The sequence below is a fragment of the Paenibacillus terricola genome (assembly GCF_014779765.1).
In the GTDB taxonomy this organism is placed as follows: domain Bacteria; phylum Bacillota; class Bacilli; order Paenibacillales; family Paenibacillaceae; genus Paenibacillus_T; species Paenibacillus_T terricola.
This window is the reverse complement of the sequence record NZ_JACXZA010000003.1, coordinates 738,467-752,560: the sequence shown is the minus strand read 5'-3', so window position 1 is coordinate 752,560 and position 14,094 is coordinate 738,467. Positions and strand designations below refer to the sequence as shown.

18 protein-coding genes are annotated in these 14,094 nt (G+C 51.3%); 16 read left to right on the top strand and 2 right to left on the bottom strand.

Annotated elements, in window-relative coordinates; all coding sequences use genetic code 11:
* Nucleotides 1–3: 3 nt before the first annotated feature.
* The 4 genes from H8B09_RS15255 to cysK all read left to right on the top strand — a co-directional run bounded on the left by H8B09_RS15255 (nt 4) and on the right by cysK (nt 3,356).
* Nucleotides 4–423, top strand: coding sequence for a DUF350 domain-containing protein (locus tag H8B09_RS15255; protein ID WP_191204358.1), 420 nt, complete (start codon nt 4–6; stop codon nt 421–423).
* Between the two features lie 112 nt (nt 424–535).
* Nucleotides 536–1,099 carry a hypothetical protein gene (locus tag H8B09_RS15250; RefSeq protein WP_191204357.1) on the top strand — a complete coding sequence of 188 codons (564 nt, stop codon included), beginning with the start codon at nt 536–538 and terminating at the stop codon, nt 1,097–1,099.
* A 72-nt stretch (nt 1,100–1,171) separates the two neighbouring features.
* Complete coding sequence (locus H8B09_RS15245; protein WP_224753621.1) at nt 1,172–2,545, top strand: MFS transporter; 1,374 nt, start codon at nt 1,172–1,174, stop codon at nt 2,543–2,545.
* Nucleotides 2,439–3,356: a cysteine synthase A gene (gene cysK / locus H8B09_RS15240; RefSeq protein ID WP_191204356.1), complete on the top strand. Its 918-nt coding sequence runs from the start codon at nt 2,439–2,441 to the stop codon at nt 3,354–3,356. The genes H8B09_RS15245 and cysK overlap by 107 nt, the downstream gene beginning before the upstream one ends.
* A gap of 89 nt (nt 3,357–3,445) precedes the next feature.
* Here the strand turns inward: cysK and H8B09_RS15235 are convergent, their stop codons facing one another.
* Together H8B09_RS15235 and H8B09_RS31280 are read right to left on the bottom strand one after the other, a co-directional pair.
* A complete protein-coding gene (locus H8B09_RS15235; protein WP_191204355.1) occupies nt 3,446–4,537 on the bottom strand; it encodes a CotH kinase family protein in 1,092 nt (363 codons plus the stop codon).
* 87 nt (nt 4,538–4,624) lie between these two features.
* Nucleotides 4,625–4,825, bottom strand: coding sequence for a hypothetical protein (locus tag H8B09_RS31280; protein ID WP_502572613.1), 201 nt, complete (start codon nt 4,823–4,825; stop codon nt 4,625–4,627).
* A gap of 495 nt (nt 4,826–5,320) precedes the next feature.
* Between H8B09_RS31280 and H8B09_RS15225 the strand changes: the two genes are divergently transcribed.
* The 12 genes from H8B09_RS15225 (at nt 5,321) to H8B09_RS15170 (ending at nt 13,745) form a co-directional block, all read left to right on the top strand.
* Nucleotides 5,321–5,968 (top strand): hypothetical protein, encoded by a 648-nt coding sequence (locus H8B09_RS15225; RefSeq protein ID WP_191204353.1) that lies wholly within the window; start codon nt 5,321–5,323, stop codon nt 5,966–5,968.
* Between the two features lie 228 nt (nt 5,969–6,196).
* Nucleotides 6,197–6,871: a YwrJ family protein gene (locus tag H8B09_RS15220; protein ID WP_191204352.1), complete on the top strand. Its 675-nt coding sequence runs from the start codon at nt 6,197–6,199 to the stop codon at nt 6,869–6,871.
* A 148-nt stretch (nt 6,872–7,019) separates the two neighbouring features.
* Entirely contained in the window at nt 7,020–7,244 is a 225-nt protein-coding gene (locus H8B09_RS15215) for a hypothetical protein (protein ID WP_191204351.1), read from the top strand.
* 30 nt (nt 7,245–7,274) lie between these two features.
* Nucleotides 7,275–7,679, top strand: a complete 405-nt coding sequence (locus H8B09_RS15210) for a spore coat protein (RefSeq protein ID WP_191204350.1) — start codon at nt 7,275–7,277, stop codon at nt 7,677–7,679.
* Nucleotides 7,680–7,810: 131 nt separating this feature from the next.
* Nucleotides 7,811–8,302 carry an Lrp/AsnC family transcriptional regulator gene (locus H8B09_RS15205; protein WP_191204349.1) on the top strand — a complete coding sequence of 164 codons (492 nt, stop codon included), beginning with the start codon at nt 7,811–7,813 and terminating at the stop codon, nt 8,300–8,302.
* Nucleotides 8,303–8,315: 13 nt separating this feature from the next.
* Entirely contained in the window at nt 8,316–9,530 is a 1,215-nt protein-coding gene (locus H8B09_RS15200) for an aminotransferase class I/II-fold pyridoxal phosphate-dependent enzyme (RefSeq protein ID WP_191204348.1), read from the top strand.
* Between the two features lie 125 nt (nt 9,531–9,655).
* Complete coding sequence (locus tag H8B09_RS15195) at nt 9,656–9,940, top strand: aspartyl-phosphate phosphatase Spo0E family protein (protein WP_224753620.1); 285 nt, start codon at nt 9,656–9,658, stop codon at nt 9,938–9,940.
* 127 nt (nt 9,941–10,067) lie between these two features.
* Entirely contained in the window at nt 10,068–10,634 is a 567-nt protein-coding gene (locus H8B09_RS15190) for a hypothetical protein (protein WP_191204347.1), read from the top strand.
* Complete coding sequence (locus tag H8B09_RS15185) at nt 10,631–11,209, top strand: cob(I)yrinic acid a,c-diamide adenosyltransferase (RefSeq protein ID WP_191204346.1); 579 nt, start codon at nt 10,631–10,633, stop codon at nt 11,207–11,209. The genes H8B09_RS15190 and H8B09_RS15185 overlap by 4 nt, the downstream gene beginning before the upstream one ends.
* On the top strand, nt 11,206–12,150 hold the full coding sequence (locus H8B09_RS15180; RefSeq protein WP_191204345.1) for an RluA family pseudouridine synthase: 945 nt from the start codon (nt 11,206–11,208) through the stop codon (nt 12,148–12,150). Before H8B09_RS15185 ends, H8B09_RS15180 begins: the two co-directional genes overlap by 4 nt.
* Nucleotides 12,151–12,153: 3 nt before the next feature.
* Nucleotides 12,154–12,525, top strand: coding sequence for an arsenate reductase family protein (locus H8B09_RS15175; RefSeq protein ID WP_191204344.1), 372 nt, complete (start codon nt 12,154–12,156; stop codon nt 12,523–12,525).
* Nucleotides 12,526–12,530: 5 nt separating this feature from the next.
* Nucleotides 12,531–13,745: an aminotransferase class I/II-fold pyridoxal phosphate-dependent enzyme gene (locus H8B09_RS15170; protein WP_191204343.1), complete on the top strand. Its 1,215-nt coding sequence runs from the start codon at nt 12,531–12,533 to the stop codon at nt 13,743–13,745.
* Nucleotides 13,746–14,094 lie beyond the last annotated feature (349 nt).

Below are 14,094 nucleotides of genomic sequence, written 5' to 3'. Positions count from 1 at the left end.
CAGATGGAACGCGAACTCGATCGATTTCTTGACAACCCGCTTGTCGCCTCGATGGCTTATGTGTCGGTTGCCGTGCTCGCGCTCATAGTCGTGTTATACTTGTTTGAGCTGGTTACCTCTTATTCATGCTGGGAAGAAATCAAGAAGGGCAACTTATCCGTTGCAATGGCGACCGGGGGCAAAATGTTGGGCATTTGCAACATTTTCCGCTTCTCCATTGCTGCGGACCAATCGATCTATGAGTGTATCGGGTGGGCGGCATTCGGCTGTGCCATTCTGCTTGCCGCATACATTCTATTCGAATTCGTTACACCTGTATTCCGTATCGATCACGAAATTGAGCAAGACAATCGCGCAGTTGGATTCATTGCTATGGTTATTTCCGTAGCGCTTTCTTTTGTAATAGGCGCGACCATCAACTAATTGCACGGGGGATTATAACGTGAAGTATTTGTGGGGAACGCTGTTTGCCTTCGCGCTTCTTTTCGTAGCGCTGGGTGTATATTATTTATCCAATAACTAGAGGTGAAGTAAGATGAGCAGCGGCGAACATCAGCACAATGGAACGATTTGTCCATGGTGCCATTCCGAAATTGTATGGGACGAGGAATTGGGTCCAGAGCCATTCTGCCCGCATTGCAACAATGAGCTGTCTGGCTATCGGACACTGCAGATCGGTATCGATCAGGGATCTGATGATTCCGACGAAGAGCTGGAACACAGTCACGACCATGAGGAAGAAAATGAATGGTCGGATGATTCGAATGAATGGACGGAATCGGCTAAGGCAGGCGACGGTTTCCGTCAAGCGAGACGTTCGAGTTTCGCGGTAGAAGAGAAGATCGAGCGTGTACAGGATGACCAGCTCGAAGTGCCGGAATGCCCTTCCTGCCGCGGCTACATGTTGGAGATTGGCACCAATCAAGTAACGCGCGACAGCTTCAAGTCAGCGGAACCGCCAGCGCTTGGACAACCATTGCTCGCTGCGCCATTCGAGACGGTGCTGTACGTATGTCCAACCTGCTTCGAAACATCGACGAAGCTGTCGTTTGCAGCGCGTCAACAGTTGACGGAGCTTCTGGAGAAGTCGTCGAAGTAATTATGAAGCATGCTCGCTCCTGGTTCGGGACATCTTAAACAGGATGATGTCTTAATCGGGAGGTTATGTGAATTGACTGTAGAAGCTGCGAATAAACGTATGCCTGGTCGGCTGGATGGACAATCCCGCCGGCTCATTGCTGTCCATGGGATGTACGCGGCCGCTAGTGCATTATCAGGCACGTTTATACCCGTTTATTTGTGGAAGGCGAAGGAGTCGTTCGCAAGCATCGGCTGGTTTTGCATGAGCCAATATATCGTAAGCGGATTACTGTTCTGGCTCGCAGGCAAGTGGGTCAAGGAACATAACAAAATGATTGTATTTCGGCTCGGCATTGTGCTGTCGGGCTGCTTTTATTTTACGGTGCTTATGCTTGGTCCTTCTGCCTACCGCTGGGTCGTGCCAATCGGCATATTGGATGGACTTGCCCTTGGCTTGTTCTGGCTCTCGTACAATATTATCTACTTCGAAGTGACGGAGGCGGACAATCGCGATCGCTATAACGGTCTTGCCGGTCTTCTCGGGGCGGCTGCCGGTATTATTGCGCCGTGGTTGTCTGGCTTCATTATTACGTCGATGCGAGATGGGGTCGGGTACCGAGTCATCTTCACTGCTTCCTTGATCGTGCTTGCCGGTGCAGTGATCGGTTCGCTTGGGCTGAAGAATCGAGGGCCGGAAGGGCATTATGATTGGATGCTTCCGTTCAGACAGCTGAAGGAGCGAGGCAATCCATGGCGCCGATTCGCCATTGCGATTACGACGCAGGGCATACGCGACAGTGTCTTTATGTTTCTAGTCGGCTTGACCGTTTATGTAGCGACACATACGGAACAAAAAGTCGGCAACTATGCTTTAATTACGTCTGCTGTAGCTCTCGTCAGCTTCTGGCTCACGGGTCGTTTTCTTAAAATGAAACAACGCAGCGGCGCGATGCTGATCGGTGTTATCGCGCTGTCAGCAGTCATTCTACCGTTGTTCTTCGGCATTACTTACCCGATGCTGCTTGTCTTCGGTATTGGCACGGCGCTGCTTATACCGCTCTATATGATCCCAATGACATCAACAGTTTTTGATTTAATTGGTCGTAATGAGGAGTCGGTAAGACAGCGTGAGGAATTGATCGTGCTGCGAGAGCTAGCACTCACGTTCGGCAGAGCGATCGGCATGACGGCTTATCTGCTTGTACTAACTCGTACGCATTCGCCGGCTGCAATTACGTGGCTGTTATTCGGAGTCGGCAGCATGCCGATTATCGGATGGATTGCCACAAGACATTTATTGAATAGAACGGCTGCTGGAGAAGATGGATTCCAAGCAGCACAACGAAAGGAGGGCGCGCATGCCACGCATCGTGCAATCGATAACGGACCTCATTGGAGACACGCCAGCGGTTCGGCTAAGAAGGCTGGTAACCGAAGAGGACGCGGAGGTGCTGGTCAAGCTTGAGAAGCTTAATCCGAGTGGGAGCGTAAAGGATCGGGCTGCATCCGCGCTTATCGCAGACGCCGAGCGAAGAGGAATGATCGTACCTGGCGGCACCATTATTGAACCAACAAGCGGGAATACGGGCATTGGACTTGCAATGAATGCGGCGGCCAAAGGATATCGGCTCATTCTCGTAATGCCGGACAACATGTCGGTGGAACGGATTAAGATGCTCCAAGCATACGGCGCTGAAGTAGTTCTCACGCCAGCAGCGCAGCGGATGCCTGGCGCTATAGCGAAGGCACTGGAGCTTGCGCAAGGCATTCCGAACAGCTTCATCCCGAACCAATTCGAGAATCATGCCAATCCGGATGTGCATCGGACGACGACTGCACTTGAAATTTTAGAACAAACGGAAGGGCGTCTCGATGCGTTCGTAGCAACGGCAGGTACGGGTGGAACGATTACAGGAACGGGCGAAGCGCTCAAGGAGCGGCTGCCGGACTTGTATGTGGCGGTTGTTGAGCCGCAGGGCTCGCCTGTGCTGTCAGGCGGAAGTCCTGGACCGCATAAGCTCGTCGGCACAAGTCCGGGTTTCGTGCCCTCTATCCTCAATACTTCCATCTATAATGAAATCATTCAAGTCTCGGACGATCATGCGATCGATACGATGCGCCGATTGGCGCGTCTCGAAGGTATTCTGGTAGGCCCTTCATCCGGCGCCTCGGTGTGGGCGGCACTGACGATAGCCAAGCGGCTGGGACCGGGCAAACGTGTGTTGTGCATTGCACCGGATACAGGTGAACGATACTTGAGCATGGATATTTTCTAACCAGTCCGCTTTTGATCACGAAGTATCACAGGAAGCGGATTCGGCACGGTGCTGAAAACCGAACTTTTGAACATGCATTTAAAGAAGCACTAGTCCGGCCAGTTGTTCGTTAATTCGTTGTACACGATATCGCGCCGCTCAGCAATGTAGCGGCGCATAATGTACGGCTCGGATTCGAATACCGAGAACGGGTGCTTGCGCGTATAATCACGGCTGATCGCATCCGCAATCGAGCCGTGCATACTCTCGATTGCAGGAGACAACGTATCAAGCGTAAATTGATTTTCTAGATATTCAAGCAATATCTTCTTATACTCCGCACGATAATCGCTGAAGGAGAATATTTTCTCCGTCAACGCGTTGTACCCTTTCACATCTACAATGTCGCTGTCGCACACGCGGCCGTAGCAGTTTCTTCCCCACGTACCTTCATAGTCCCATGGCAGAATCCGGTATTTCCCATTGCTGCTCCGCTCATACAACGCATAGTTTTGCTCAAAGCCATCGTAATTGCCTGTCAGTACCGCACCAGCCAGCCACTTTAAGTAGAAAGTTGTATCCAGTCGATAAGATAGCACCTTAGCTAGACTGCTTCCCTCAAGCTGATTGATTTTGCTTATAAATGAAGTAAGTCGGGTCTTTGTATTGTCATCGCCAAGCTGCTTCTCATATCCTTCGAATAGCGATGATTTCTCCTCGTACGTATAGGGATCGTATAAGCTGAAATTAGCGCTGTCGTTGCTTGCATAGATAAGCGATTTCCAACCTAAGTTCCGATTTTTGAAAAAATAACGGTCTACCGCTTCGATCTCCAAATAAACCCCCTGCGCCTCACCATTCAACTCCAGCTCGATATGCTTCGTTCTAGGCGAATAGACGCCGAGCGTGTTTAAGAATTGAAACGAGAAAGCGTTGCGCATCACGGAAGGGTCGTCGTATTCTGCGTTCCAATGCAGCGTGCGAACGCCGCTGCTATTGCTTCGATTATATCGAATTTCATAGGATTTCTTAGCGTATCGGATCGTATGTCCTCCGCGATGACGAAGGCTTGCGTCGATCGTTTTGCCGTCCATCGTCAACTTTATTTGCACAAAGTCTTTGCTGCTGGGATTTTCCTGCAGCTTCTCCCACTCCGACTGTTCGATTGTGATCGATCTAGGCGAAACCGACTGCTGCGACATTCGTGCACCTCCGAGGCCAAAGTAAAAAGCCTATCGGTATCGATAGGCTTTTGTGCTATTTACTCTATGCGTGAGGCGCTTGTCACGTCACTGGAAGAAACGGATGGGGTTGTCCGATTTACTTACATGCCCCTTAGCGGCCGCCGGAACGGTTGCCTTGCGATCCACCCGAACGGTTGCCTTGCGATCCGCCGGAACGGTTGCCTTGCGATCCGCCGGAACGGTTGCCTTGCGATCCGCCGGAACGGTTGCCTTGCGATCCGCCGGAACGGTTGCCTTGCGATCCACCTGAACGGTTGCCTTGCGATCCGCCGGAACGGTTGCCTTGCGATCCACCTGAACGGTTGCCCTGCGATCCGCCGGAACGGTTGCCTTGCGATCCGCCGGAACGGTTACCTTGCGAGCCGCCACCAGAGCCTCGGTTCATCTCACCCCAAGAGCCCCAGTCTCTTTTGCCAGCTTTGTATGATGCCATTAGCAATTCCTCCTTTAATTGGACATGAAATAATCTATGAACCGAATCTATTAATCGCGACAGGAAGTTCGTCCAATCTACTAAAGATAGTTCATATATCTAGTACCGCTACTATACGAGATACATATAGATATATTACAAATCGTCACCAAGGATAGATGAACCTAAGACGGTAATGGAGGGATGCAGAACTAACAGACTTGTAGGTGCAAGCGAGCAGTTGATCGTAACGTGATGTCAAGTCGGTTGCTCTTAATTGGTTCGTCTGGAGTCTATCTATCTATCATTTATTTGGAGGGAAACATCCTATGATGTATTGGAACTATAACCACAACAACTGCAATAAAGGCCATCATCCTCATCGTTCCCATCGTTCGCAACGCTCGGCAGGAAACGGCAATGCAAATTTCCTTGAGGCTCTTGTTGGTGAGCAAGTAAAAATCAACCGTGGCGGTCCTAACGCAATCAACGGCAAGCTTCTGGCAGTGAAAAGCGACTACCTGGTTGTAGGAACGACTGAAGGCGTCGTTTATGTCAAAAGAAGCCACATCAAATCGATTACGGATCTGGATGGCAGCCACGGTACGGGAGGTTCCCGCACAGGCGGAACTGGCGGCCGTTCGGGAGGCACGAAAGCATTCATCCAAGCAGATAACTTCCGCGGTGTCCTGAAAGCACTGAATCAGAAATTTGTACAAGTGAACTGGGGCGGTCCTGAGAAAGTAGAAGGTTTCTTGGCTGAAGTGTCCGGCGACCGCGTTCTTATCGTATCCCAACACAAAAAAGTAGACATGTTCATCGATCATATCCAATCGATCAAGCTCGAGATGAAAAAGCGTTCTAGTAATGGTTCAAGCGGAACAGGCACAGGTACAGCTAGCGCTACCAACGCGCCAGCACCTAAACCAGCAGCTCCAGTGGTGAAGAAATCCCTCAAACGGCGCGTAAGCCGTTAACTTCCGCGAAGTGCCGGTGAACGTAAGCCGGGCCGGATGGGTAACCGTTCCGACTCGGCTTTTCGAAATATAAGACTTTATAAGGCTATCTCCTTATACGTAAGCTTATATTTCTCCGGGATGAAACGCACTGCGCCGATTACAAGACGGCTGCAGGCGTTTCACCTCGTTTCACTGCACGACTCATAGGCGTACGACTATTGAGAGTGAAAGGAGGGGCAGTATTCAATGAAGCAGCAGCATCCGTTAATGAATAGTCTGATCGACCTTGATATATCGGGAAAGTCATCAACCTTGCGGGGCAAGCTCGTTGACATGGGGCAGGATATACTTGTTATCCATAATGGCCAGCAGTTCGTTTATGTGCCGATTATTCATTTGCAGCAAATGAGACCAGCCAATATGCAAGACGCATCTAGTATGACAATCGATGTGCCCGAAACCCCATTCGAGCAAGCGAACGATGCGATCTCTTACCGCAAAACGCTTATGAACGCTAAGGGCATGTTCTCCGAGCTGTACATCACCGGCAATCAATCGATTCACGGTTATTTGACAAGCGTAATGAACGACTTCTTCGTGTTCTATTCACCTGTATATCACTCGGTTATCGTATCTCTCACTCACCTGAAGTATTTAATCCCATATAGCCCGAACGTGACGCCTTATACGTTGACCCCAGAGCAGTTTCCGCTCAAGCCATCGCCGCTAACGCTTGCACGTACATTCGATCAGCAGCTTCGTAAGCTGGTTGGCGAGTTTGTTATCTTAGATCTGGGTGAGAATCCGAACAAGATTGGCGTACTGAAGAACGTGGATCAGAACATGGTGGAGCTTGCCACTGCCGGAGGAAATTCGGTGTATCTTCATCTAGACCATGTAAAGACGATTCATCTTCCATAATCTGTCTCCGCAAGAAAGTTCAAGTCCCTGCAAGCCGTATGTAGGGACGGACTTTCTTTTTGCATTTCGTTTGCTCGATTTTACATATTAGGGAAAGTGTCGGGACAAAATACGGGAGGTGTTTAAAAAAGCAAGGGAGGTTATGCAAATGGTACAGCCGATTACGGCCAAAGAGTTAGAGTACATTGCCGACTCGATGTCGAATGAAGATTTGCTGCTGAAGCAGAATGCCGTTCTCGCTTCTTCGAGCTCGAATCAAGCTCTCGTTCAAGTCGCACAGCAATTTATTTCAACACATCAACAGCACTATCAGACGCTGCTGCAGACGCTGCATCAACATGCTAGCATGGCGCCAACGCAGCCTCAGCAATAATCACCGTAAAGAATAGGAGGAGACAATTGTATGCAGCAGCACCATCAGTCGATTTTGCCGGATGAGGATCTGGCGAGCGTCATTCTGTCCGACCTGAAACGGGTTGTTCGGGAATACGCAACGGCGGCAACAGAGTCAACATGTCCAGCGGTTCGGAAGTTGTTCACGGACCTGCTGAACAGCACATTGAATATGCAAGGACAGCTGTTCACTGCTATGCAAAGTCAGCAAATGTACAACACGTCGTCCCCAGCGCTCCGTCAGGAGATTGACAAGCAGGGCAAACAATACGATCAGACGCTGCAGAAAACGAACCAATTCGTGCAGCAGAAGCTTAGCGGCATCGCGCAGCAATCGGTCTATTATACGAGCCAGCCGAATGTGGCGCATATCCCGCAACAACAAGCGCAGCAGCCGCCTAGATACTACAGCTAACCGATGCAGCAGTCTTCACTTCGTTTGGATTACAGACGTCGGGGACTGCTGTTTTTTGTTTTGCAGTCGGAACGGATTCATTGTAAAATTAATTTTATATATCGGAAGAAAGGTTTGAAGGAGCTGTGACGATGAGCGATTTGAAGATGAAGATATTGGACTTGCTGAAGGAAGACGCCCGTCGGGACGCAGAGCTGATCGCGACGATGCTGGATGTTCAACCCGACGTTGTAAAGCGCGAAATCGCTGAGATGGAGAATGATCATCTGATCGTGAAATACGCAGCTGTCGTGAACTGGAGCAAGGTGCATGACGAAACCGTTACCGCATTGATCGAGGTGCAGATTACGCCTGAGCGCGGCCGCGGCTTCGAAGGCATTGCGGAACGCATTTATTTGTATCCGGAAGTCAAGTCGGTCTACCTCATGTCTGGCGCATACGATCTCCTCGTTGAGGTTGAAGGCAAGACGTTGAAGGAAGTCGCTTCTTTCGTATCCAACAAGCTGTCGCCGATCGATTCGGTGCTTTCCACGAAAACATTCTTCATTCTAAAAAAATACAAGCAGGATGGCATCATCTTCGACGAATCCGTTGGTGACCAACGCTTGATGATTTCGCCATAAAGGGTGATAGGGCATGATTAACGAACAGCAGACTGCGTCGGTAAATAAGCGCGCTTCATTCGCCGACTATTTGGCACCTCAGGCACGTTCGCTGAAGCCATCTGGCATTCGGCGCTTTTTTGATTTAGTAAGCGGACGTAAGGACGTCATTACGCTCGGCGTCGGCGAGCCGGATTTTGTTACCCCTTGGCATGTACGTGACGCTTGCGTTTCTTCGCTTGAGAATGGCAAGACGCAATATACGTCCAATGCCGGTATGCCGGAGCTGCGCGAGGCGATTGGCAGTTATTTGAATGACCGCTTCAAGGTGACGTACAACCCGGCAGACGAGATACTCGTGACGGTTGGCGGCAGCGAAGCGATCGACTTGGCATTACGTTCACTTATAGCGCCAGGCGATGAAATTCTGATTCCTGAGCCATGCTACATCTCTTACTCTCCGATTACGACGCTTAGCGGCGGTGTAGCGGTTGGGATTGAGACGTTCGCAGAGGATGCGTTCAAGCTGCGCGCAGAGCAGCTGAGGGCAGCGATTACGCCGCGTTCCAAAGTACTTATTTTATGCTATCCGAGCAATCCAACAGGTGGTGTCATGACGTACGACGACTGGCTGCCGATTGCGAAGCTCGTCGACGAGCATGATTTGATCGTTATTTCCGACGAGATCTATGCCGAATTGTCGTACGGCCAGAAGCATGTTAGCTTTGCAGCTATGCCTGGCATGCGCGACCGGACGATTCTCGTGAGCGGCTTCTCGAAGGCGTTCGCGATGACGGGCTGGCGGATGGGCTATGCTTGCGGACATCCTGAGATTATCTCCGCGATGCTGCGCATTCATCAATATACCGTGATGTGCGCGCCAATCATGGGTCAGGTAGCCGCGCTCGAAGCATTGACGAACGGAATGGAAGAGATGGAGCGGATGATTGAATCGTACAATCAGCGTCGTCGTCTCGTCGTTAAGGGCTTCCGTGAGATCGGGCTTGAATGCCATGAGCCGCAAGGAGCTTTCTATGCATTCCCGTCGGTGAAGTCAACGGGTCTGTCATCGGAAGTGTTCGCTGAGCGTCTGCTCACCGAAGGGAACGTTGCGGCAGTACCCGGCAATGTGTTCGGACTTGGAGGCGAAGGTCATCTGCGCTGCTCGTACGCGACGAGTGTTGCACAGCTGAATGAAGCAATCGAACGTATCGGCAAATTCGTTGAACGCGTTCGAAATGAAGGCTAATTGTTAACAGAAACCTTACAAATAACATAAATGTTGACTATCCATCCGAAGATCTGTTTGATATAATTTAACAGTGGCTTTACAAATCACTGTCGGTTATAAGCAGAGCCAAAGGAGGGAAAGCATTGACGGTAGCGGAGAAAGAGCTTATGCAGTCAGATTCGATGCTGATGCAATCCAGTCAACGTAGTGTACATTCGACGCGAAAGCTGCCCCTGACCTTACAGGTTCTGGAACAAGAGATAATGGTACTGCGCAACGCAATGGAGCGTATGTACAGGGAGCAGGCCACCTTTCAATCGGAGCTTGTGATCGATCTAAGTCGACAACTCGACGTGAAGATCAATGAGTATATGCAGTATTCATGCCATTCAAGAGCACAAGGTGAAACGACTCGCTCTGTATTTTAATCGGCGTTGTTCGTTTCGATCCGATCTTATATTTGTGCAATAATCGCCCCTTTTAGGGGCGTTTCTTTTTTTGGGGAGATCTATCTTTATGGTATAGTAGAGACAGTCTGATTTGGAGGGGAACGACTTGTTGAGAATGAAATGGATGACCAAATGGGGCGCAGCGCTCTCGACCATGCTGCTGGCAGCTGTATTGTTGACTGGATGCGGGAATAAGGCGGATTTATCTGTATTTTTGATTCCGGAGACTGGGCTCCCGGATACGGTTGCACAATCGATTAAGACAGGTCTGCAGCAGAAGATGGGCGATAAGACGGTTGATGTATTCGGCAGCCCAATCTATAATGCGCAGAAGCTGATCGTTGAATATATTGCAGGAGAACATGGCATTCTCGTTATTCCGAAGAACGATTTCGTCTCCATGGTTGGCGAAGGCGGCGGACAACCGCTTGACGATTTGTTCAACGCCCAAGATTATCCGGACGGTGTCATTACGGGCACGGTCTTCAAGGAAGATGATAAGGGAAAAGGTGAGGACGTACAGGAGAAGCATCTGTACGGCATTCCGGTAAAGCAGGCGGCGATGTTCCAGAAGGCAGGCTTCGTACCAGACGATCTGTTCATCATTATCCCAACGAATGCGCCTGATCTGGCATTGTCTCAGCAAGCGATGAAAGGATTGGTGAATCCGTGAAGCTCTATACGAGAACGGGCGACAAAGGCTTAACGTCTATGAAAGGCGGCAGAGTGCAGAAGGATGATCCGCATGTGGAAGCGTACGGAACGGTTGACGAGCTGAACAGCTTCGTTGGTATTGCGGCTGCACAAGCGGCTTCTCAAGCTGCAACGCAAGCGCTTGCAGCTGAACTCGTCGAAATTCAGCAGGAACTGTTCGACTGCGGTTCCGATCTGGCGTTTGCGGTTCCTGCGGAACAGCACTATAAAGTAACAGCGGACATGACGGAGCGGCTGGAGCAGTGGATCGATGCGCATACGGATGCTGCGCCGCTGATCCAGCGCTTTATTTTGCCAGGGGGAAGCGAACTGTCGGCTACCTTGCATGTATGCCGGACGGTCTGCCGACGTGCAGAACGCCGCATTGTGACACTTTCTTCCGAGCATCCTATTCCTGCCGAGGCGCTGAAATATATCAATCGTCTATCGGATTATTTCTTCGCAGTTGCCCGTTCGGCGAATGCGCTGCTCGGCGTTCCGGATACCGAATATGTTCGCAGCGCGAACGTATTCAAGACACGCGACAAGTCATGAGCGAACAGGATTATTATGCACCGCTCTCTGTAACAGCAACAGAACGGGAAGACGGCATGCAGGTGCGAACGATTCTCGAGCGCAAGCTTGGCGTGTCGCGCAAGCTGCTGTCCCGGCTGAAGCTGACGGAGCTTGGTTTGACCGTGAATGGCAATCGGGTCTACACCTCTGATCGTGTGCATGCCGGCGATGTTGTGACGATCCGAATGGAGAAGGAACGGTCGGATGATATTCTGCCCGAGCCGATTCCAATTGATATCGTGTTCGAGGATGGCGATCTGCTGATCGTCAACAAGCCTGCGGGACTCATTGTACACCCTACGCATGGCCATTATACAGGGACGCTGGCGAACGGCGTCGTTCATTATTGGGCGGAGCGGGGCGAGATCGTTCGGTTTCGCCCAATTCACCGATTGGACGAGCATACATCGGGATTGGTTGTTATCGCGAAGACGCCGTATGTGCACCAGCAGTTATCCGAGCAGCTGCAGGCTGACGAGATAGAGAAGCGGTACTTGGCGTTTGTTCATCATCATCCTGTGCCGCACGCTGGTACAGTTAACGGGCCGATCGACCGGGATCCGGAGCGTCCTCATCTCCGCATCGTAACGCCAGACGGATATGCCTCGGTGACCCATTATGAAACAGCGGTTGTGTATGGGGATGGGAAGGCGTCTTGCGTTCGGCTGAAGCTGGAGACGGGGCGGACGCATCAAATTCGAGTACATATGAAACATATTGGCTGTCCGCTCATCGGAGATGAAATGTATGGGCCGGAAGAGGGGCTTGGCGAGGCGGATGAGGTGGCAGGCAGACAGGCGCTTCATGCCGAATCGATTGCATTCACGCATCCGATTACGCGAGAGCGTATGAAATGGACGGCATCGCTGCCTGATGATCTTAGGCGGTTGGAACTTTTTCTTCAGGAAGGAACGAATTAACGAATGAGTACGCGAGGTAAGCTGACAATATATATGTATGCCAAGTGCGGCACTTGCCGCTCGGCGATCAAATCACTGCAAGCCAAAGGCTGGGAGCTGGATCAGCATGATCTGTTCGAGCAGGCGCCAGATCTGGAAGAGCTGCGGGCAGTCATTGCGCTCAGCGGCTTGGAGTTGAAGAAGTTCTTCAACACTTCAGGTGAAGTGTACAAGGAGCTTGGGCTGAAGGATAAGCTGCCGACAATGTCGGCGGAAGAGCAATTGAAGCTTCTAGCTTCGAACGGACGCCTCGTGAAGCGTCCAATCGTCACGGATGGGAAGCGTGTGACGGTCGGCTTCAAGGAAGAGACGTACGAGCAGGAGTGGGGAGCGTAGGAGCGATGGCGAATAGAAGCTGGCGGTCCAGCAAGCTTGATCGGCTGGGCTCATCGATTTTCGCAGAGGTTGCCGCTTGGAAGGAAGAGGCTTCGCGTGCTGGTCTGGAGGTCATTGACTTAGGCATCGGCAGCCCCGACAGCCCGCCGACGGAAGCGGTACGGAATGCACTGTCGGAAGCTGTGCTGAAGACAGACCGGTATGCGTATCCTTCCTCGCAAGGAAGCCTGGCATTTCGCCAGCAGGCAGCTCGGTGGATGGATTGGCGGTTCGGCGTAACTGTAGATCCGCAGAACGAGATCGTGACGCTGATGGGCTCACAGGACGGACTCGCCCATCTTGCGCTCGCGTTATGTGATGCTGGCGATCAAGTGGTCGTGCCAGATCCGGGTTATCCTATCTACTCCGCTTCATTAGCGCTTGCAGGTGTCGAGCCTGTATTGCTGCCGCTGCGAGCAGAGAACGGTTTCTTGCCCGATCTTGATGCTGTACCGGCGTCGATATGGGAGAATGCAAAGTTCGTGCTGCTCGGATATCCAGCCAACCCAATAACGGCGACGGCTGATGGTAGCTTCTTCGAACGGATCGTTGCATTGGCGAAGCAGTATGGCTTCCTGCTTGTGCATGACCTCGCGTATTCGGAGATGGGCTTTGACGGCGTCAAGCCGATGAGTGTTCTGCAAATTGATGGCGCGAAGGACGTTGCTGTTGAGTTCCATTCGCTGTCGAAGAGCTTCAATATGGCAGGCTGCCGCATTGGCTTCTTAGTAGGCAATTCGACGGCAGTTGGCGCGCTTCGCGAGCTGAAGGCGAATATCGATTACGGCGTGTTTGGGGCCATTCAAGAAGCGGGTATTGTTGCGCTGGAAGAAGGCATGTCTGGCGCGATGGAGCCGGTCGGTAAGCTATATGAACGGCGGCGCGATTTGTTTATAGCTGCGCTGGCTGCCGAGGGCTGGCAGATCGAGAAGCCGAAAGCGACAATGTTCGTCTGGGCGCCTCTGCCGCAGATGGCCTGGTCGCTGGAGGACGGTGCGACTTGGGATTCACGTCGAATTTCCCGGGAAATGTTAATTCGTGTCGGAGTCGCTGTTATTCCTGGCGATGCATTCGGCAGCGAGGGCGAAGGCTTCGTGCGTATCGCGCTTGTCGAGGAAGAATCGAAGTTGCTTGAGGCGGCGCGAAGAATCGGCGCGTTCATTCGCGGGGAGCAGATATAGGATAGGTTCCAGCAATTATTCTTCATGATGAAATTTCCTGATCTATAATGGACATCTGCTCCATCCGGATAAGAACGTGCTCGAGCGCGCGATGTAACGGACCGCAGAGGTAATATGCTCGAGTGCGCGATGAAACGGACTGAGAGGTAATGTGTGCTCGACGCTAACGGACAACAGAAGCCTTATTTGTTCTCGTTGAGTGTGCCTAAAGGTGTAACGGACTCCACAGACCTTATTTGCTTAGTAGTAGTGCTTTAGCATCACAATCTGATCTAATAGCGTCGCTGTGGTCCATTAGCGTAAAATTGTTATGAGGAACACGGGAATAGCGTCATCTGAGTCCGTTAGC

Coding starts and splice junctions, on each gene's coding strand:
- H8B09_RS15215 (WP_191204351.1), top strand. CDS start 7,020: ATGGTACAGCCGATTACGGCCAAAGAGTTAGAGTACATTGCCGACTCG.
- H8B09_RS15200 (WP_191204348.1), top strand. CDS start 8,316: ATGATTAACGAACAGCAGACTGCGTCGGTAAATAAGCGCGCTTCATTC.
- H8B09_RS15170 (WP_191204343.1), top strand. CDS start 12,531: ATGGCGAATAGAAGCTGGCGGTCCAGCAAGCTTGATCGGCTGGGCTCA.
- H8B09_RS15220 (WP_191204352.1), top strand. CDS start 6,197: ATGAAGCAGCAGCATCCGTTAATGAATAGTCTGATCGACCTTGATATA.
- H8B09_RS15225 (WP_191204353.1), top strand. CDS start 5,321: ATGATGTATTGGAACTATAACCACAACAACTGCAATAAAGGCCATCAT.
- H8B09_RS15205 (WP_191204349.1), top strand. CDS start 7,811: ATGAGCGATTTGAAGATGAAGATATTGGACTTGCTGAAGGAAGACGCC.
- H8B09_RS15250 (WP_191204357.1), top strand. CDS start 536: ATGAGCAGCGGCGAACATCAGCACAATGGAACGATTTGTCCATGGTGC.
- cysK (WP_191204356.1), top strand. CDS start 2,439: ATGCCACGCATCGTGCAATCGATAACGGACCTCATTGGAGACACGCCA.
- H8B09_RS15255 (WP_191204358.1), top strand. CDS start 4: ATGGAACGCGAACTCGATCGATTTCTTGACAACCCGCTTGTCGCCTCG.
- H8B09_RS15180 (WP_191204345.1), top strand. CDS start 11,206: ATGAGCGAACAGGATTATTATGCACCGCTCTCTGTAACAGCAACAGAA.
- H8B09_RS15235 (WP_191204355.1), bottom strand. CDS start 4,537: ATGTCGCAGCAGTCGGTTTCGCCTAGATCGATCACAATCGAACAGTCG.
- H8B09_RS15175 (WP_191204344.1), top strand. CDS start 12,154: ATGAGTACGCGAGGTAAGCTGACAATATATATGTATGCCAAGTGCGGC.
- H8B09_RS15210 (WP_191204350.1), top strand. CDS start 7,275: ATGCAGCAGCACCATCAGTCGATTTTGCCGGATGAGGATCTGGCGAGC.